At 65.1% G+C, this 17250-nt stretch carries 18 protein-coding genes; 11 read left to right on the top strand and 7 right to left on the bottom strand.

All coding sequences use genetic code 11. From position 1 onward, the window contains the following. Positions 1-7 precede the first annotated feature (7 nt). The 4 genes from ipdC to echA20 all read right to left on the bottom strand — a co-directional run bounded on the left by ipdC (position 8) and on the right by echA20 (position 3527). Positions 8-1078 carry a (3aS,4S,5R,7aS)-5-hydroxy-7a-methyl-1-oxo-octahydro-1H-indene-4-carboxyl-CoA dehydrogenase gene (ipdC, locus tag ACZY1G_RS13305; RefSeq protein WP_463818320.1) on the bottom strand — a complete coding sequence of 357 codons (1071 nt, stop codon included), beginning with the start codon at positions 1076-1078 and terminating at the stop codon, positions 8-10. Beyond that, positions 1075-1818, bottom strand: coding sequence for a cholesterol ring-cleaving hydrolase subunit IpdB (ipdB, locus tag ACZY1G_RS13300; protein ID WP_463822654.1), 744 nt, complete (start codon positions 1816-1818; stop codon positions 1075-1077). Before ipdB ends, ipdC begins: the two co-directional genes overlap by 4 nt. Then, a complete protein-coding gene (gene ipdA / locus ACZY1G_RS13295) occupies positions 1818-2699 on the bottom strand; it encodes a cholesterol ring-cleaving hydrolase subunit IpdA (RefSeq protein WP_463822653.1) in 882 nt (293 codons plus the stop codon). Before ipdA ends, ipdB begins: the two co-directional genes overlap by 1 nt. A gap of 72 nt (positions 2700-2771) precedes the next feature. After that, positions 2772-3527: a (7aS)-7a-methyl-1,5-dioxo-2,3,5,6,7,7a-hexahydro-1H-indene-carboxyl-CoA hydrolase gene (gene echA20 / locus ACZY1G_RS13290; RefSeq protein ID WP_463818323.1), complete on the bottom strand. Its 756-nt coding sequence runs from the start codon at positions 3525-3527 to the stop codon at positions 2772-2774. Between the two features lie 54 nt (positions 3528-3581). On the opposite strand from echA20, the gene ACZY1G_RS13285 reads away from it, so the two are divergent. Next, positions 3582-4364 carry an SDR family oxidoreductase gene (locus tag ACZY1G_RS13285; RefSeq protein WP_463818324.1) on the top strand — a complete coding sequence of 261 codons (783 nt, stop codon included), beginning with the start codon at positions 3582-3584 and terminating at the stop codon, positions 4362-4364. Between the two features lie 14 nt (positions 4365-4378). After that, entirely contained in the window at positions 4379-5284 is a 906-nt protein-coding gene (locus tag ACZY1G_RS13280; RefSeq protein WP_463822652.1) for an SDR family oxidoreductase, read from the top strand. A 13-nt stretch (positions 5285-5297) separates the two neighbouring features. Here ACZY1G_RS13280 and ACZY1G_RS13275 read toward each other — a convergent pair whose 3' ends face one another. Genes ACZY1G_RS13275 through ACZY1G_RS13265 form a run of 3 tightly spaced genes read right to left on the bottom strand, consistent with a single transcriptional unit; the run spans position 5298 to position 7336 of the window. Further along, positions 5298-5777, bottom strand: a complete 480-nt coding sequence (locus tag ACZY1G_RS13275; RefSeq protein WP_463822651.1) for a nitroreductase family deazaflavin-dependent oxidoreductase — start codon at positions 5775-5777, stop codon at positions 5298-5300. Positions 5778-5786: 9 nt separating this feature from the next. Then, the gene (locus ACZY1G_RS13270) at positions 5787-6173 is read right to left on the bottom strand and encodes a DUF8021 domain-containing protein (RefSeq protein WP_463822650.1); all 387 of its coding nucleotides are present in this window, start codon (positions 6171-6173) and stop codon (positions 5787-5789) included. Next, positions 6173-7336, bottom strand: coding sequence for a steroid 3-ketoacyl-CoA thiolase (locus tag ACZY1G_RS13265; RefSeq protein WP_463818328.1), 1164 nt, complete (start codon positions 7334-7336; stop codon positions 6173-6175). The genes ACZY1G_RS13270 and ACZY1G_RS13265 overlap by 1 nt, the downstream gene beginning before the upstream one ends. 121 nt (positions 7337-7457) lie before the next feature. On the opposite strand from ACZY1G_RS13265, the gene ACZY1G_RS13260 reads away from it, so the two are divergent. The 9 genes from ACZY1G_RS13260 (at position 7458) to ACZY1G_RS13220 (ending at position 17144) form a co-directional block, all read left to right on the top strand. Next, complete coding sequence (locus ACZY1G_RS13260; RefSeq protein WP_463818329.1) at positions 7458-8720, top strand: cytochrome P450; 1263 nt, start codon at positions 7458-7460, stop codon at positions 8718-8720. Positions 8721-8746: 26 nt separating this feature from the next. Next, positions 8747-9748, top strand: coding sequence for an acyl-CoA dehydrogenase family protein (locus tag ACZY1G_RS13255; protein WP_463818330.1), 1002 nt, complete (start codon positions 8747-8749; stop codon positions 9746-9748). Next, positions 9749-10912: an acyl-CoA dehydrogenase FadE29 gene (fadE29, locus tag ACZY1G_RS13250; RefSeq protein WP_463818331.1), complete on the top strand. Its 1164-nt coding sequence runs from the start codon at positions 9749-9751 to the stop codon at positions 10910-10912. Then, the gene (locus tag ACZY1G_RS13245) at positions 10909-11859 is read left to right on the top strand and encodes a bifunctional MaoC family dehydratase N-terminal/OB-fold nucleic acid binding domain-containing protein (protein ID WP_463818332.1); all 951 of its coding nucleotides are present in this window, start codon (positions 10909-10911) and stop codon (positions 11857-11859) included. Before fadE29 ends, ACZY1G_RS13245 begins: the two co-directional genes overlap by 4 nt. After that, complete coding sequence (locus ACZY1G_RS13240) at positions 11856-12269, top strand: MaoC family dehydratase (RefSeq protein WP_463818333.1); 414 nt, start codon at positions 11856-11858, stop codon at positions 12267-12269. The genes ACZY1G_RS13245 and ACZY1G_RS13240 overlap by 4 nt, the downstream gene beginning before the upstream one ends. 8 nt (positions 12270-12277) lie before the next feature. After that, positions 12278-13432, top strand: a complete 1155-nt coding sequence (locus tag ACZY1G_RS13235; RefSeq protein ID WP_463822998.1) for a lipid-transfer protein — start codon at positions 12278-12280, stop codon at positions 13430-13432. A gap of 400 nt (positions 13433-13832) precedes the next feature. Beyond that, positions 13833-14696, top strand: a complete 864-nt coding sequence (locus ACZY1G_RS13230; protein ID WP_463818334.1) for a LuxR C-terminal-related transcriptional regulator — start codon at positions 13833-13835, stop codon at positions 14694-14696. Between the two features lie 475 nt (positions 14697-15171). Beyond that, on the top strand, positions 15172-16002 hold the full coding sequence (locus tag ACZY1G_RS13225) for a LuxR C-terminal-related transcriptional regulator (RefSeq protein WP_463818335.1): 831 nt from the start codon (positions 15172-15174) through the stop codon (positions 16000-16002). A 227-nt stretch (positions 16003-16229) separates the two neighbouring features. After that, a complete protein-coding gene (locus ACZY1G_RS13220; RefSeq protein ID WP_463822649.1) occupies positions 16230-17144 on the top strand; it encodes a LuxR C-terminal-related transcriptional regulator in 915 nt (304 codons plus the stop codon). Positions 17145-17250 lie beyond the last annotated feature (106 nt).

Below are 17250 nucleotides of genomic sequence, written 5' to 3'. Positions count from 1 at the left end.
ATGCCACTTACTGCGTGATGCAGCCGGTGGCCTTCTCCAAGTGCTCGATCGCCTCGGCGACGATCGCAGGAACCAGTTCCGCGCAGGACGGTAGGTCGTCGATGATCCCGGTGACCTGTCCGGAGGCGAGCACACCCGCGTCGGTGTTGCCCTCCACCAGACCGGCTTTCAGCAGCATAGGGGTGTTGGCGGCCATCACGACCTGGGCCCACGTCAGGTCCTTGCCGTGCCGCATCGCCATGCCGTCACGCAGCATCGACCGCCACGTCATGCCACTCATCTTCTTGAACTTCTGCGCGTTGCCCACCGCGGCAGCCAGACCACGCACCGGTGACCCGCTCTCCAGCTTCTCCACCAGGCCCGTACGCAGCACACGGTGAGGCATGCCGTCGACCCGGGTGGAGACCACTGTTCCGTCGAGCGCGGTGTGCAGATAGCGCTGCTTGACGGCGTCCGGCACGGTCGAGTCGGTGGTGAGCAGGAACCGGGTGCCCATGGCGACTCCTGCGGCACCGTAGGACAGTGCGGCCGCGAGACCCCTGCCGTCGAAGAAACCGCCCGCGGCGATGACGGGCATCCCCGTGTCGGCGACCGCATCGAGCACGGAAGGCAGGAGCAGGGTCGTGGCGATCGGACCGGTGTGGCCACCACCCTCGCCGCCCTGCACGATCACTGCGTCGGCACCCCAGGCCGCTACCTTCTTCGCGTGCTTTGCCAACCCGACCGACGGAATCACCACGACACCTGCATCTTTGAGCTTGGCGATGAGATCGGGTTTCGGAGCCAGGGCGAAGGAGGCGACTTTGACTCCTTCGCTGATCAGGAGGTCGACGCGGTCGTTCGCGTCGCCGGCGTCGGCTCGGATGTTGATGCCGAACGGTTTGTCGGTGGAGGCCTTGACCTTGGCCACCGCGGTCTTGAGCTCGTCGAGGGTCATCGTCGCCGAAGCGAGAATGCCCAGCCCGCCGGCATTCGAGGTGGCCGCCACCAGGCGCGCACCCGCAACCCAGCCCATCCCGGTCTGCACGACCGGATGCTCGATGCCGACCAGCTCCGTCAGGGGAGTCTGCAGCTTCACTTGACTTCCTTGTCACGCAACGACTTCGGGTCGATCACCTCGCGCAGAATGCGCAGCTCGTCGGCGGTCGGCAGTCGCGTCGTGTCGGCATCATCGAGTCCGTGCACCTCGAACGAGGTGTTCTCGGTGACCTGCTCGGGTTCGACGCCCGGATGCAGAGACACGGCCCGCATCTGGTGGTCGGGTCCGTTGAAGTCGAAGACGCCGAGGTTGGTGATCACCCGGAAGACGTTGACGAATCGATAGGCGGGGTTGTCGGGATCTACTTTGTCCCATCCGATTCCGGAGACACTGTCCACGGATTCGCCGAACACCCGTGTCGAGTGGTTGCCGACCCAGTAGCTGGTGGCGTGGTTGATCGTATTGCCCGGCGCGCCGCGCACTCCGAACATCTGCCGCTTGGGGTGCTGCAGCGGCCCGAAGGCCGACAGGTTCTGATTGCCGTACCGATCGATCTGATTGGCGCCCATCACGACGTGGCGACGGCCCCATGACAGCGTCTCGAACACCCGGCCGAACGGCATCCAGCCTTCGATGGTGGCGGCCGCTCCGATGGCGGGTGTGTCGGCGATCAGCCGCGCCTCACCGTCGGTGAGCAGGATGTCGGGGGAGAACGTCAGACGAGCGAGCCGCGCGCCGATCGAGACGATCGTGGTCATCGGACTGACCATGATCTCGCCGGCGTCGCGGAACAATTCGGCGCACGCGACGGCGCACACCTCTGCGCGGGTTGCCGACATCACTGGACCGCCTCCTGGAACTTGCGCACCGCTGCCTGATAGTCGGATTCACTTCCGGACAGATACGTGTCGACGAACGCAGACCACGTCTCGTCGGAGCCTGCCGCCTCGGCGTAGTGCCGCTGGAACTTCTCGTCGCGGCGGTAATCGGGCTCGGCGGTGGTGAAGTGCGCTCCGTTCGGCGCCTCGACGACGCTGTCGACCATCATTCGGTTGATCAGCAGCGCCTGCGGTGGAACGGATTTGACGAGTTCGTCGGTCGGCACCACTTTCTCCACCGACAGGAACCGGCGCTGTGCCGACATCAGGAAGAGATCGTCGAAGTACGGGTCGATCCCGGTGTAGGCCGCATTGCCCTGTGCGTCACCGACATTCATGTGCACGAACGCGGCGTCCAGGTTCAGCGCGGGCATCGCGACGAGTTCCTCGTAGCCCCCGCCCGGGGCCGGATACGGCGACTTCACGGTCTTGAGTTCGTCGCCCCAGAACGCGCGCACATCGCTGCCCAGCCCGGCGCGGATCGGCAGGAACGGCAGACGCTGGGCGGCGGCCTGCAGGCCGCAGCGGAGCATGCCCTCGTCCATCTCCCTCGCCTCGATCGCACCGGAGGTGCGAGCCTTGGCGAACCACGGGTCGTAGAAGGGCGGTGAGTCCAGGGACACGAAGCCGTAGTAGGCCCGCTTCACCTTGCCCGCCGAGCAGAGTAGGCCCAGATCTGGTCCGCCGTAGGTGACGACGGTCAGATCGGTGACGTCGGTGCGCAGCAGCGCGCGCACGAAAGCCATCGGCTTGCGCCGCGAACCCCAGCCGCCGATGCCGATCGTCATACCGCTCTCGATGGACGAGACGGCGTCATCGAGTGACGTTCTCTTGTCTGACACTATTTCCCCGCTCGCTTCGCTCGTGCCCGCCGAATCACTATTTCCCCGCTCGCTTCGCTCGTGCCCGCCGCATCACTTCGACCCCTTCTCCGTGCCCGCGAACGCATCCCGATGTTCGTCGGAGACGCCGGCGAGGTTGAGCTCGAAGGTGAAGCCTTGCTCCATCCGGTAGCGGGCGGTGACCGGTTGCACGTCGATGAAGTTGAGTGCTTCCTTGGCCGCGCGGATCACCCGGGTGTCCTTGGACGCGATGTCACGCGCTACCCGCAGGGCCGACTCGTCGAGGTCGGCACGCGGCACGACCTCGTGCACGGAGCCGAAGTGGTGCAGCGTGTTCGCGTCGACTGTTGCCGCGGTGAAGAAGAGACGACGCATCATGTGTTGGGGCACAAGGCGAGACAGGTGGGTCGCGGCGCCGAGTGCGCCGCGCTCGACCTCGGGCAGCCCGAACTTCGCGTCGTCGGAGGCGACGATGACGTCGGCGTTGCCGACCAATCCGATGCCTCCGCCGACGCAGAAGCCGTTGACTGCGGCGATGACCGGAACCGCGCATTCGTAGACAGCCCGAAACGCCTCGTAGCAACCACGATTGGCGTCGATCAGCGCGGTGAAGCCTTCGGTGTTCTGCATCTCCTTGATGTCGACGCCGGCGTTGAAGCCGCGTCCCTCGGCCCGAAGGATCACCACGTGCGTGGTCTGGTCACGCCCGGCGGCGGTGATCGCGTCGGCGAGTTCGAACCAGCCGCGCGACGGAATCGCGTTGACGGGTGGGTAGTCGACGGTGACCGAGACGATCCCCGGCTCCACCGTCGCGGTGGTGATCGGCATGCGCAACTCCTGGGGTGGCTACCTAAGCAAGCACTTGCTTGGTACGCTAGCACAGTGACCGACGCATCCGACAGCGCCATCAGCCTTGCTCTCAGCGGCCGCGTGGTGCTGGTGACCGGTGGTGTGCGCGGTGTCGGGGCCGGCATCAGCACGGTGTTCGCCGATCAGGGTGCCACTGTTGTCACGTGCGCTCGCCGTCCCGTCGACGGGTCACCGTTCGAGTTCCGCGCCTGCGACATCCGCGACGACGGTGCGGTGGCCGCGCTGATCGCCGGCATCGTCGCCGATCACGGCCGGCTCGACGTCGCGGTCAACAACGCCGGCGGATCGCCGTATGTGCCTGCCGCCGAGGCCTCTGCCACGTTCAGCCGCAAGATCGTGGAGCTCAACCTGCTCGGTGCACTCTCGGTTGCCAGTCATGCCAACACCGTGATGCAGCAGCAGGATTCGGGTGGAGTGATCGTGAACATCTCCAGCGTCAGTGGGCGTCGGCCCACACCGGGAACCGTCGCCTACGGCGCGGCCAAAGCGGGGATCGAGAACATGACCGCCACGCTCGCGGTCGAGTGGGCGCCCAAGGTGCGGGTGAACTCCGTGGTGGTCGGAATGGTCGAGACCGAGCAGGCCGAACTCTTCTACGGAGATGCCGATTCGATCGCCGCGATCTCCCGCACCGTGCCCCTGGGCAGGCTCGCCCGACCGAGTGACGTGGGTTGGGCCACGGCGTTTCTCGCTTCGCCGGCAGCCTCCTACATCAGCGGGGCGTCGCTGGAGGTGCACGGTGGCGGGGAGCCGCCGCACTACCTGGCCACCACCACCGCCGACATCAAAAAGTAGAGGAGACAACGGGAATGGGACTGCTCGACGGCCGCGTGGTCATCGTGACGGGTGCGGGTGGCGGTATCGGCCGCGCGCACGCACTGGCTTTCGCCGCTGAGGGGGCCCGCGTCGTCGTCAACGACATCGGCGTCGGTCTCGACGGATCGCCGGCCGGGGGCGGCAGTGCCGCCCAGTCCGTCGTCGACGAGATCGTCTCTGCCGGAGGCGAAGCCGTGACCAGCGGTGCCAACGTCGCCGACTGGGCGCAGGCCGAGGGGTTGATCCAGACTGCTGTCGACGCGTTCGGTGGACTCGACGTCCTGGTGAACAACGCCGGCATCGTGCGCGACAGGATGTTCGCCAACACCAGCGAAGAAGAGTTCGACGCGGTCACCGCGGTGCATCTGAAGGGCCACTTCGCCACCATGAAGCACGCGGCCGCGTACTGGCGCGCCAAGTCGAAGGCGGGCGACGCCGTGGACGCCCGCATCATCAACACCAGTTCGGGGGCGGGCCTGCAGGGCAGCGTCGGACAGGCCAACTACAGTGCGGCGAAGGCCGGGATCGCGGCACTCACGCTCGTGGCCGCCGCCGAGATGGGGCGCTACGGCGTGTCCGTCAACGCGATCGCGCCGTCAGCGCGCACCCGGATGACCGAGACGGTGTTCGCGGACATGATGTCCACGCAGGGTCGGGATTTCGATGCGATGGCGCCAGAGAACATCTCGCCTCTGGTGGTGTGGCTGGGCAGCGTGGAATCCCGCGACGTCACCGGGAAGATGTTCGAGGTCGAAGGTGGCAAGATCCGCGTCGCCGAGGGATGGGCGCACGGACCGGAGATCGACAAGGGCGCGAAGTGGGACCCGGCCGAACTGGGACCCGTGGTCGCCGATCTTCTCGGCAAGGCCCGCCCGGCGGTACCGGTGTACGGGGCCTGACTCGAGGCCTGACTCAGGCCGGATCACAAATGACGATCGGAATCTTGCGATCGGTGTAGGAGCGGTAGTTCTGGAAGTCCGGATACATGGCGTCGAGCTTCGGCCAGTATTCTTCGCGTTCAGCGACGGTGGCATCGCGGGCGACCAGTTTTAGGGTTTCCTTCTTGGTCTGGAAGGTGATCTCGGGATTGGCCCGGAGATTGAGGTACCACATCGGGTTGGTGGCTCGGCCGCCTTGTGAGGCGACGAGCACGATGCGACGGCCCTCCTGGAGAAACAGCAACGGACTGTCCCGGGCCTCGCCGGTTTTGCGGCCGATTGTGGTCAGGATGCCGACTTCGGCACCGCGCAAGAACTTATTGCCGAGCCTGCCGCCCGACTTCTTGAACAGCCACGTATTGGCCTTCGACATCCATTTGATCGCGGTGCCGACCTTGGCCGAGTTGAGGCCTTCGATCTGCTTGGGACTCAGCGGGCGAGGCGGATTGGCCATGGATGCACCTTATCGCGACAGGAAGGGGCGGATCGAGGCGTTGATGTGGTGGATCTGCGCGCGACCCGCCGGGTCGTCAGCGGGGATGAGGAACGTCTCGTCGATGCGGGCGCCGACGCTGCGGCCGCCCATCTTGGGTTTGGTCGAGAGCTCGAACTGCGCGCGCACCGTGTCGCCGTCGATCGTGAACTCCGGTGCGGAGACCTTCTCGATGACCCGGTACTGCAGACCTCGATTGAGGCTGCGGCGCAGGTGATCTCCCGAGAAGCCGGTCTTGAGCCCGACTTCGACGCGGGTGCATCCGGGCGCAAACGGCACGTCGTCGGCGCGGTGGCTGGCCAGTGCGCTGATGTATGACTGCGCCGCGGCGATGCGCTCGGCGTCGGGAACCGCCATCAGATGCGCTCGATGATGGTCCCGGTCGACAGCGCACCGCCGGCGCACATGGTGATCAGCGCCGTCGTCTTGTCGGTGCGCTCCAGCTCGTGCAGTGCGGTGGTGATGAGCCGGCTGCCGGTGCTGCCCACGGGATGCCCCAGCGCGATCGCTCCACCGCTGACGTTCACCGTGTCCATGTCGGGCTCGTGGACCCGGGCCCAGGACAGTACGACGGATGCGAACGCCTCGTTGATCTCGGTGATGTCGATGTCGCCCATCTTCATCCCGGCCTTTTCGAGCACCTTGGCGGTCGATTGCACCGGCCCGTCGAGGTGGTAGTACGGCTCGGCGCCGACCAAGGCCTGGCTGACGATCCGCGCCCGGGGTCGCAGGCCGTGTGCCTTCGCGACCTCTTCGTCCATCCAGAGCACCGCCGCCGCTCCGTCGGAGATCTGCGACGACGTGCCCGCCGTGTGAATACCGCCCTCCATCACCGGGTTCAGCGATGCCAGGGCCTCGAGCGTGGTGTCCCGCAGCCCCTGGTCGCGGGTGACTGGCGCCCTCTCGGCGGTGGGTTGCTTGTTCTCGTCGAGCACCGGAGCCTCGATCGGGCTGATCTCCCGGTCGAAACGTCCTTCGGCCCACGCCTGCTTGGCTTTGCGCTGCGAATCGAACCCGAAGCGGTCGATGTCCTCACGGGTGATGCCGCGGCGCTTGGCGATTCGCTCGGCCGCCTCGAACTGGTTGGGCATGTCGATGTCCCACGACTGCGCGCGGATCTTCGACCGGTCCGGTCCGGCGTTGGCCCCCAAGCCGACCCGGCTCATCGCCTCGACGCCGCACGCGACGCCCATGTCGATGGCCCCCGCCGCGATCAATCCGGCGATCAGGTGGTTGGCTTGCTGGCCGCTGCCGCACTGGCAGTCCACGGTGGTGGCGCCGACGTGCTCGGGCAGACCCGCGGTCAGCCACGCCACGCGGGTGATGTTGTTGGACTGTTCGCCGTATTGCGTGACGCAGCCGCCGATCACCTGTTCGATCCCGGCGGCGTCGATGCCGGCCTTGTCGACGAGCGCCTTCTGGACCGCGCCCAGCAGCTCGGTGGCGTGCAGCCCGGACAGCCAGCCGTTGCGCTTCCCGATGGGGCTTCGGGTGGCTTCGACGATCACAGGGTTACCCATGGCGTCAGGCTAGAACACGTTTCATTACTCTGACAAGCGGCGATGCCGCTGTGCCTTTTATCTGCGGTGGAGGCATGTTTTACTGGCACTAGAACACGTTGCAATTGAGGAGCGCTTCCCTATGCCAGGCCCGAACACCTGCCCGATCAGCCCGCACTTCGACTTCCTCGACGCGAGTCTCAATCTCGAGCGTCTACCCGTCGAGGAGTTGGCAGAACTCCGCAAGTCCGAGCCCGTCCACTGGGTCGACATCCCCGGCGGCACCGGCGGCTTCGGCGACAAAGGCTACTGGCTCGTCACCAAGCACGCCGACGTCAAGGAGGTGTCGAAGCGCAACGACATCTTCGGCAGCTCGCCCGACGGCGCGATCCCGACGTGGCCGGCGGACATGACGCGCGATGCGATCGACCTCCAGAAGGCTGTCCTGTTGAACATGGACGCGCCGCAGCACACCCGGCTTCGCAAGATCATCTCCCGTGGCTTCACCCCCCGGGCCATCGGACGCCTCGAGGAGGAACTGCGGGCGCGCGCGCAGAAGATCGCCGAGTCGGCCAAGGCCGAGGGCACCGGTGATTTCGTCGAGCAGGTGTCCTGCGAACTGCCGCTGCAGGCGATCGCCGAACTGCTCGGCGTCCCGCAGGACGACCGCGACAAGATCTTCCGCTGGTCGAACGAGATGACTGCAGGCGAAGATCCGGAGTACGCCGACGTCGACCCCGCGATGTCGTCGTTCGAACTCATCACCTATGCGATGAAGATGGCCGAGGAGCGGGCCAAGAACCCGACCGAGGACATCGTGACCAAGCTGATCCAGGCCGACTTCGACGGGGAGAAGCTCTCCGACGACGAGTTCGGGTTCTTCGTGGTGATGCTCGCGGTTGCGGGCAACGAGACCACCCGCAACTCGATCACCCACGGCATGATCGCGTTCTCGCAGAATCCCGATCAGTGGGAGCTCTACAAGAAGGAGCGCCCGGAGAGCGCCGCGGACGAGATCGTGCGCTGGGCCACCCCGGTGTCGGCGTTCCAGCGCACCGCGCTCGAAGACACCGAGCTGGGCGGAGTGAGCATCAAGAAGGGTGAGCGAGTGGTGATGTCCTACCGCTCGGCCAACTTCGACGAGGACGTGTTCACCGATCCGGATAGTTTCGACGTCATGCGCAACCCCAATCCGCACGTCGGTTTCGGCGGCACGGGCGCCCACTACTGCATTGGCGCCAACCTGGCGAAGATGACGATCAGCCTGATCTTCAACGCCGTGGCCGATCACATGCCGGATCTCCGGCCGATCGGTGAGCCCGAGCGGTTGAAGTCGGGCTGGCTCAACGGCATCAAGCACTGGCAGGTGGATTACAACGGGCAGGGCTGTCCGGTCAGTCACTGACGCATCGAGACTCGAGGAGGAGTCGGGTGGATTTCACTCCAGACGAGGGTCAGCAGGCTGTTGCCGACGTGGTGACGTCCGTGCTGGACCGCGACAACACATGGGACGCACTGGTTTCCGGAGGCGTTCTCGCGCTGGCCGCCCCCGAGCGCCTGGGTGGTGACGGCCTCGGCATCGCCGAGATCGCGACCGCCCTGACCGAGATCGGCAGGCACGGCACCATCAGTGCGGCGCCGGTCACGCTCGCTGCGGCCGCGGTGCTGCTCGATGTGGCGTCTACGGCGCAGCAGGATCGCTGTCTCGCCGGCCTGGCCAAGGGTTCGGTGCTCACCGTCGCCCTAAACGAGCCGGGTTCATCTCAGCCTGATCGACCAGCGACCACGTTGTCGGGAGGCGCGCTCAACGGCACCAAGCTCGCCGTCGGATACGCCGCCGAGGCCGAATGGTTGCTCGTCACCGCGGATTCGGGCGTCGTCGTGGTGCGTGGGGACGCCGACGGTGTCTCGACGACGAAGACGCCCTCGGCGGCCGGGGCCGACGAATACGTGGTGACGTTCCGCGACGTAGCGGTCGCCGACGACGACGTGCTGGCCGGTGCCGACGCGCACCGTGTGAACCAGGTTGTGCTGGCGTGCTTCGGTGCCTTCGCGGCGGGGCTGGTGGCCGGGGCCCTGCGGTTGACGGCGGATTACGTTGCCACGCGCGAGCAGTTCGGCCGGCCGCTCTCGACATTCCAGACCGTGGCGGCGCAGCTGTCCGAGGTGTACATCGCCTCCCGCACGATCTCGCTGGTGTCGACGTCGGTGGTGTGGCTGCTGTCCCAAGGCCTCGACGCCGATGACGACCTCGCGATCCTCGGGTACTGGCTGACGTCCCAGGCGCCGCCGGCGATGCGGCTGTGCCACCATCTGCACGGCGGGATGGGCATGGACATCACCTATCCGATGGACCGCTATTTCTCCTCGATCAAGGACCTGACCCGCGTGCTCGGCGGCCCGACGCATCGTCTCGATCTGGTGGGAGCGTAAATGTACATCGAACTGACCCCTGAGCAGCGGGCACTGCAAGCCGAACTCCGCCAATACTTCTCAACGCTCATCACGCCCGAAGAAGCCGAGGCGATGACGTCGAACCGGCACAACGAGGCCTACCGCGCCGTCATCAAACGGATGGGTTCGGACGGCAAGCTCGGTGTCGGTTGGCCCAAGGAATACGGCGGCCTGGGCTTCGGCCCGATCGAGCAGCAGATCTTCGTCAACGAGGCCAACCGCGCCGACGTCCCGCTGCCACTGGTCACGCTGCAGACCGTCGGCCCCACGCTGCAGGTGTACGGCACCGACGAGCAGAAGAAGAAGTTCCTGCCCGGAATCCTCTCCGGTGACATCCATTTCGCGATCGGCTATTCCGAGCCGGACGCGGGGACCGACCTGGCCTCACTGCGGACGACGGCAATCCGGCACGGCGACGAGTTCGTCGTGAATGGCCAGAAGATGTGGACCACCGGCGCGCACGATGCCGACTACATCTGGCTGGCGTGCCGCACCGATCCGGAAGCGGCCAAGCACAAGGGCATTTCGATCCTCATCGTCGACACCAAGGATCCCGGCTTCTCCTGGACGCCGATCATCCTGTCCGACGGAGCGCACCACACCAATGCGTCGTACTACAACGATGTACGGGTCCCCGCCGACATGCTCGTCGGCGAGGAGAACGGTGGCTGGAAGCTGATCACCACCCAGCTCAACCACGAGCGGGTCGGGCTCGGTCCGGCCGGCCGAGTCGCGGGCATCTACGACCAGGTGCATGCGTGGGCGTCCAAACCGGGTTCGGACGGGGTGACGCCGATCGAGCAAGCCGACGTGAAAAGGCTTCTGGGCCAGATCAAGACAATCTGGCGGGTGAATGAGTTACTGAACTGGCAGGTGGCTGCGTCGGGCGAGACCATCGCTATCGCCGACGCCGCGGCCACCAAGGTGTTCTCCACCGAGCGCATCCAGGATGTCGGTCGGCTCGCCGAGGAGATCGTCGGCCGCTACGGCAATCCCGCGGATCCGGAGACCGGTGAGCTGCTCGACTGGCTGGACAAGATGACCAAGCGGAACTTGGTCATCACGTTCGGCGGCGGGGTCAACGAGGTGATGCGTGAGCAGATCGCCGCCTCGGGGCTGAAGGTCCCGAGGGTTTCACGGTGAGCGATCTGCGCGCCGGTATCGACGAGATCACTGCCGCGGGCAGGAGCGAGCCGCGCCGCGGTCCCGATCCGGTGAACCTGCCGATGATCCACCACTGGGTGGATGCGATCGGTGACACGAATCCGATCTACGTCGACGAGGCCGCCGCCAAGGCCGCCGGCCATCCCGGCATCGTCGCGCCGCCGGCGATGATCCAGGTCTGGACGATGGGCGGGCTCGGTGTGGGTCGCTCCGATGATGATCCGCTGTCGAGGATGATGGCGCTCTTCGACGATGCCGGCTTCGTCGGCGTGGTCGCCACCAACTGCGAGCAGACCTATCACCGGTACCTGCGTCCGGGCGATGAGGTCGAGATACACGCCGAGATCACCGATGTGGTCGGACCCAAGCAGACCGCGCTGGGCGAGGGCTACTTCATCAACCAGCTGATCACCTGGACCGTCGGCGACGGCGAGAAGGTCGCCGAGATGAAGTGGCGCATCATGAAGTTCGCGCCGAGCAAGGCGGACGGCCCGGTGGTGCCCGAGGATCTGGACCCGGACAAACTGATGCGTCCGGCGTCATCGCGGGACACCAAATTCTTCTGGGACGGGGTGGTGGCCCACGAGTTGCGCATCCAGCGTCGTCCCGACGGCAGCCTGCAGCATCCGCCGGTGCCCGCGGTGTGGGCCGACAAGGACGAGCCGGTGGACTACCTCGTGGCCAGCGGCAACGGCTCCGTGTACAGCTACGTCGTCCACCACGCGCCCAAGGTGCCGGGGCGCACCCTGCCGTTCGTGATCGCGCTCGTGGAACTGGAGGAGGGGGTCCGCATGCTCGGCGAGCTCCGGGGTGTCGATCCCGCCGATGTGAAGATCGGAATGCCTGTCACGGCAACCTATCTCGACTTCCCCGACAGCGACATCAGCCCCGCCTGGACCCTGTACGCATGGGAGCCGCGATCATGAGTGCACCGACCGTGCCGTCCTTCGAGGTGGGCACCACGCTGCCCGAGCTCGCCCTCTATGCAGACCCGACGTTCATCGTGTCCACAGCCATCGCCACCCGTGACTATCAGGACGTCCACCACGACCGGGACAAAGCGCAGGCCAAGGGTTCCAAGGACATCTTCGTCAACATCCTCACCGATACCGGGCTGGTGCAGCGCTATCTCACCGACTGGGCCGGTCCCACCGCGGTGATCAGATCGATCTCGCTGCGTCTCGGTGTGCCGTGGTACGCCTACGACACGGTCACGTTCCGCGGTGAGGTGACCGCCGTCGACGGCGATCTCGTCACCGCCAAGGTCACGGGCAGCAACAGTCTGGGACATCACGTGATCGCCACGGCCACATTGTCGTTCGGTGGTGCCCGGTGACCGGGGGACTGTCCGGCCGGGCGGCCATCGCCGGTATCGGCGCCACGGACTTCTCGAAGAACTCAGGGCGCAGCGAACTGCGTCTGGCGGCCGAGGCCGTGCTCGACGCGCTCGACGACGCGGGGTTGGCACCGTCGGACGTCGACGGTCTGGTGACGTTCACGATGGACTCCAACCTGGAGACCGCCGTGGCGCGCGCCACCGGTATCGGCGAGCTCAGCTTCTTCAGCCAGATCGGCTACGGAGGTGGAGCGGCGGCCGCGACCGTGCAGCAGGCCGCGCTCGCGGTGGCCACCGGTGTCGCCGAGGTCGTCGTCGCCTACCGCGCGTTCAACGAACGCTCGGAGTTCCGCTTCGGTCAGGTGTCGACGGGTCTGACGGCCAACGCGGACTCTCGTGGGGTCGAGTACAGCTGGTCCTATCCGCACGGGTTGAGCACCCCTGCCGCATCCGTGGCCATGATCGCGCAGCGTTATATGCACGAATATGGCGCCACGAGTAGTGATTTCGGGGCCATCTCGGTGGCCGATCGTAAGCACGCCGCCACCAATCCCAAGGCGCACTTCTACGGTAAGCCGATCACCATAGAGGATCATCAGAACTCCCGGTGGATCGCCGAACCGCTGCGCCTGCTGGATTGCTGCCAGGAGACCGACGGCGGCGTCGCGATCGTGGTCACCACACCCGAGAGGGCGAAAGACCTGAAGCACCGGCCCGCCGTCATCGAGGCTGCCGCACAGGCCGCCGGCGCCGACCAGTTCACGATGTACTCCTACTATCGCGACGAACTCGGACTGCCCGAGATGGGGCTCGTCGGTAGGCAACTCTGGCAGCAGTCGGGGTTGAATCCGGCCGACATCCAGACGGCCATCCTGTACGACCACTTCACCCCGTACACGCTGATCCAGCTCGAGGAACTGGGCTTCTGCGGTAAGGGTGAGGCGAAGGACTTCATCGCTGGCGGCGCGATCGAGATCGGCGGCAGGTTGCCGATCAACACCCACGGCGGTCAGCTGGGGGAGGCCTACATCCATGGAATGAACGGCATCGCCGAGGGTGTGCGCCAGCTCCGCGGCACCTCCGTCAATCAGGTTCCTGACGTCGAACACGTCCTGGTGACCGCGGGTACCGGCGTCCCGACCTCGGGACTGATTCTCGGCTGACGTTTCCAGCAAATTTATGACGCGAAAGTGACAGATCCCGGAGCTTTCCGGCGTGCATCATCGTCCGAGGACAGCGCGCACGTTGCGGTGATTTCGTTGTCCGATTTGCGCACTGCCGTCATCGCGCAGGTGCGGGGTCTCGTGGTCGCTAGGCCTACTAGCAGGCAAAACAGTCGGTGTTTGCGGAGGCGTCAACATATTGGGTGGTTGCCGACACAACTAGTAATCGGATTTCAAAAAATTCACACTTGACTGCAAATCTAGCAAACTTACATAATGTAGATGTCCGAGGCGCGGCGAAGGGGGGCGCTATGGCGTCAGGGGAGCATTCGGGTGAGGCCATGCGCTACGTGGCAGGGATTCGCGACGGACGAAAACGCGGGGCCCGACGATGACTCAGATGTGGGACTCGGTCGGCACTCCTGTACCAGCGGTTCGCGACAGATGGGGTGACCACAGTTCGCGCGATGACGCCCGCAGTGACGGCGAGATCGCGGCACTCCTCGACAGCGAAGGTGGACGGCAAGGCGTGTGCACGCCGAACTTTCCGTCGAGTCTGCCGATCACTGAGTCTGAACGGCGCCGAGCCCGCCTCGGCGGAGCCACTTCCGCCGACGGGGTACATCTGGAGTTGCCGGTCGAGGACATCCTGATCGTCGATGACTCCCGCCTCCAGCGCGAGAACCTCGCGACCATCCTTGCCGGCGACGCAGTGGCGCGGCCCGCCATGGCATGGAGTCTCGATTCACTGAGCGCAGCCCTGTCCAGACCGCCACGTATCGTTCTGCTCAATCTTCTGACATACCAGAGCATCTCACTGCTGCATTGCGTACGACAGCTGTGCCCGACAGCCAAAGTGATCGTCATAGGGATCGTCGATGAGGACGAGACCGATGTCATCGCGTGCGCAGAAGCCGGCGTCGCCGCTTACCATCTACGAAGCGAGTCCCTGGGTGAGCTGCGAAACCTGATCGCCAGGGTCGCATTTGGAGAGTCTGTGTGTTCGCCCCGGATCTCGGCGATCCTGCTCAGGTACCTGTCGACCGCGGCAACCGAGCGGCGGTCCGTTCCCGGTGATCCGGATCTGACCGCGCGCGAGATGCAGATCCTCCGGATGCTCGAGCAGGGTCTGTCCAACAAGGACATCGCCGACGAACTCTGCATCGCGGTGCACACGGTGAAAAACCACGTACACAGCGTCCTGGGGAAGCTCGGTGTCCGTACGCGCGCTGAAGCGGCGGCCTTCTGCCGGTCTCTGCGCTGACTGCGTCACCTGTGGGATCTAGACCGGGTCCCGCGTGACAAATCGCTCCATCGATCCATGTACGCGGGCCCCGTCGCTGCCGATAGTTGACGTGCGGGGTGTGGGTTAGCGGATTTCGCTTAGCCCGATGCATCTGAGTATCGCCGACTCTTCCTCGCAGCTGCTGAGGGGAGGTGGCATGTCTGTTCGTCGGAACAACACGGCTTCGCATCGAGCTTCCCGCTTCACCACGCGCCCCGTTCGACGGTCCCACGACATCATCAGCAGCGATGGCAGCGATGCCATTCCAAGAACCGGTGCCGACCCCGGCGCCCGCTCAGTCGACCGCCCCCCCGTTCGGTCGACTCGTCGGGGTCGGCACCCTTCACGGCAGGAGCTGCGGCGCCAACGGCGCCGTCAGCGCCATTTGTGATTGCCGCGATGATGCTCGCACCGACGACCCATGCGCCTCCGAGGCCGATCGAGGAACCATGCAGTGCTGACTACGCCGACGGAAGTGACGTCGATTCGTTTGATGATCAACAAGATTGTGGGAAGCAATCGAAGCCGGACTCGATGGTCTGCGTCCGCGGCGGACGCGACGGCCCCCGTGGCCGAACGTGACTCGCGCGCAGCAGTCCTGGGCAAGGTGTTGATCGTCGATGACTGCGCGCTGTATCGCGAAGCATTGGCTTCGGCACTGAGATCGAACGGAATACCGCGCGTCCGCACTACCTGGGACCTGCCCTCCCTGATCGGTGCCCTGGAATCCGCTGCACCGCAGATGATTTTGCTGAACATGAGCGCCGACAAGGTGCACACGTTCCTGCGGGCCGCTCGTAAATTGAGGCCAGAGGTCCCCGTGGTCGCGGTCGCGACTCCCGAAGACGACCCGAACATGATCTTCGCGTGTGCCGAGGCGGGAGTGGCGACCTACCACATGAAGGCTGATTCGTTGGCCGACCTCGTGGTGTTGATCCATCTCGTAGCGGAGGGACAAACGTGGTGCCCGCCGCAAATCGCAGCAACGCTCCTTCGAAGGGTGCCCACTGTCGCTGGTTCACGACGATCTGCAACCAAGGATTCAGGACTCACGGCGCGCGAGATCCAGGTCTTGCACATGCTGGAACTAGGCTGGTCGAACCAGGACATCGCGCGCGAATTGTCCATTGCGGTTCATACCGTGAAGAATCACGTGCACAACCTGCTGACAAAGCTGGGGGTCAACACCCGCGCCGAGGCTGCTGCGGCGTTCCACAGGCTGCGGGTGGACCATGGCGACCGTCGGGGGCCTGTATCCCGATCTAGTCAAAGTTGGCTCCGATGACCCATGTACGGCAGTTCTGACGACCCCGATAGTGGTTGGTGCCAGACGAGTTAGCTCTGCATCGCGTTCTCGGTGAGTCGGCGAACGGATCACACTGTGATCAACCCTCTCCCGCGACACACGTTGACACAGCCGGTATCCGGGGGGAGGGCCAGTGATGACACAGCTGCGTGTGGGGCGAGACGGTGGGATTGTGCCTTCGTCTCGAGTCGGAGGTGGGACTCGAGATGAATGAGCTTCCGCCTATCCGCCCACTGCTGTCGTCCTGGAATGATGACGACATCGCAAGGGCCGACGATCTGGCCCCATTCGACGGTGACCGTCGCGGAGCAACTTATGATCGGCATCCCGTCGGTAGACGCTCGCCCAACGGTCCACTGGCACTGCAGCATTCGACCGTCGAGTTCCTGGACCGGCTCGTGCGAAAAGACGACGGAGCGGACGCGCGCCACACGGTAGTGAGCGCACTCCAGTCGCACCGTGACGTCCGGATTCTGATCGTCGACGACTGCGCACTCCATCGCGACTGTCTGGTGGGTGTTCTGGCGGCACAGCCAGGCGTGGTAGGGGTCAGCGTGGCATGGGATCTGACGTCGTTGGTTGACGAGATCAAAACCTCACTCCCGCAGGTCATCTTGTTGAACATGGCAACCACTGATAGCGCGATGTTGTTACGACACGCATCGAGATTTGGCCCAGATGTGCGCGTGGTCGCCGTCGGTGTCTCCGAGGAGGACGAATCGGGCATCGTCGCGTGCGCGGAGGCCGGCGCAGCGGGCTATCACCTCCGTACGGAATCTCTCGACAACCTGCTTGTGTTGATACACAGAGTTGCTGCTGGTGAATCATTTTGTTCGCCAGCGGTGTCGGCAATATTGCTCAGGCGTCTGTCGACCTTGGCTTCACAGCGTCGGCGGCCCGCAGCCAGGGAACTACCTCTCACCGCTCGGGAGATCCAGATCCTCCGCATGTTGGAGGCGGGACTGGCGAACCGCGAGATCGCGGGCCGGCTCTGTATCGCCGTCCACACTGTGAAGAATCACGTGCATAGTGTGCTGACCAAGCTCGGTGTCAGCAGCCGGGAAGAGGCCGCCGCGCTCGCCCGCAACATCTTTGCAGCGGAGGACTTCTCGTCGTACTAGATCTCGATTCAGTTCCGGGTCCAGTCCGAAAATCGCTCTCATGGTCCATGTACGAACGGTAGCGAGGTCGTCAATAGTGAAGATGTGTTTGCGGGGGAAGATGAAA

It is taken from the genome of Mycobacterium sp. IDUB_5, assembly GCF_055419565.1.
The sequence above is the reverse complement of the archived record's forward strand: the minus strand, read 5'-3'. Positions and strand labels throughout refer to the sequence as shown.

Excerpts from the sequence above, each read along its gene's own strand:
- ipdB (WP_463822654.1), bottom strand. The coding sequence starts at position 1,818 with ATGTCGGCAACCCGCGCAGAGGTGTGCGCCGTCGCGTGCGCCGAATTG.
- echA20 (WP_463818323.1), bottom strand. The coding sequence starts at position 3,527 with ATGCCGATCACCACCGCGACGGTGGAGCCGGGGATCGTCTCGGTCACC.
- ACZY1G_RS13280 (WP_463822652.1), top strand. The coding sequence starts at position 4,379 with ATGGGACTGCTCGACGGCCGCGTGGTCATCGTGACGGGTGCGGGTGGC.
- ACZY1G_RS13275 (WP_463822651.1), bottom strand. The coding sequence starts at position 5,777 with ATGGCCAATCCGCCTCGCCCGCTGAGTCCCAAGCAGATCGAAGGCCTC.
- ACZY1G_RS13270 (WP_463822650.1), bottom strand. The coding sequence starts at position 6,173 with ATGGCGGTTCCCGACGCCGAGCGCATCGCCGCGGCGCAGTCATACATC.
- ACZY1G_RS13265 (WP_463818328.1), bottom strand. The coding sequence starts at position 7,336 with ATGGGTAACCCTGTGATCGTCGAAGCCACCCGAAGCCCCATCGGGAAG.
- ACZY1G_RS13260 (WP_463818329.1), top strand. The coding sequence starts at position 7,458 with ATGCCAGGCCCGAACACCTGCCCGATCAGCCCGCACTTCGACTTCCTC.
- fadE29 (WP_463818331.1), top strand. The coding sequence starts at position 9,749 with ATGTACATCGAACTGACCCCTGAGCAGCGGGCACTGCAAGCCGAACTC.
- ACZY1G_RS13240 (WP_463818333.1), top strand. The coding sequence starts at position 11,856 with ATGAGTGCACCGACCGTGCCGTCCTTCGAGGTGGGCACCACGCTGCCC.
- ACZY1G_RS13230 (WP_463818334.1), top strand. The coding sequence starts at position 13,833 with ATGTGGGACTCGGTCGGCACTCCTGTACCAGCGGTTCGCGACAGATGG.
- ACZY1G_RS13220 (WP_463822649.1), top strand. The coding sequence starts at position 16,230 with ATGAATGAGCTTCCGCCTATCCGCCCACTGCTGTCGTCCTGGAATGAT.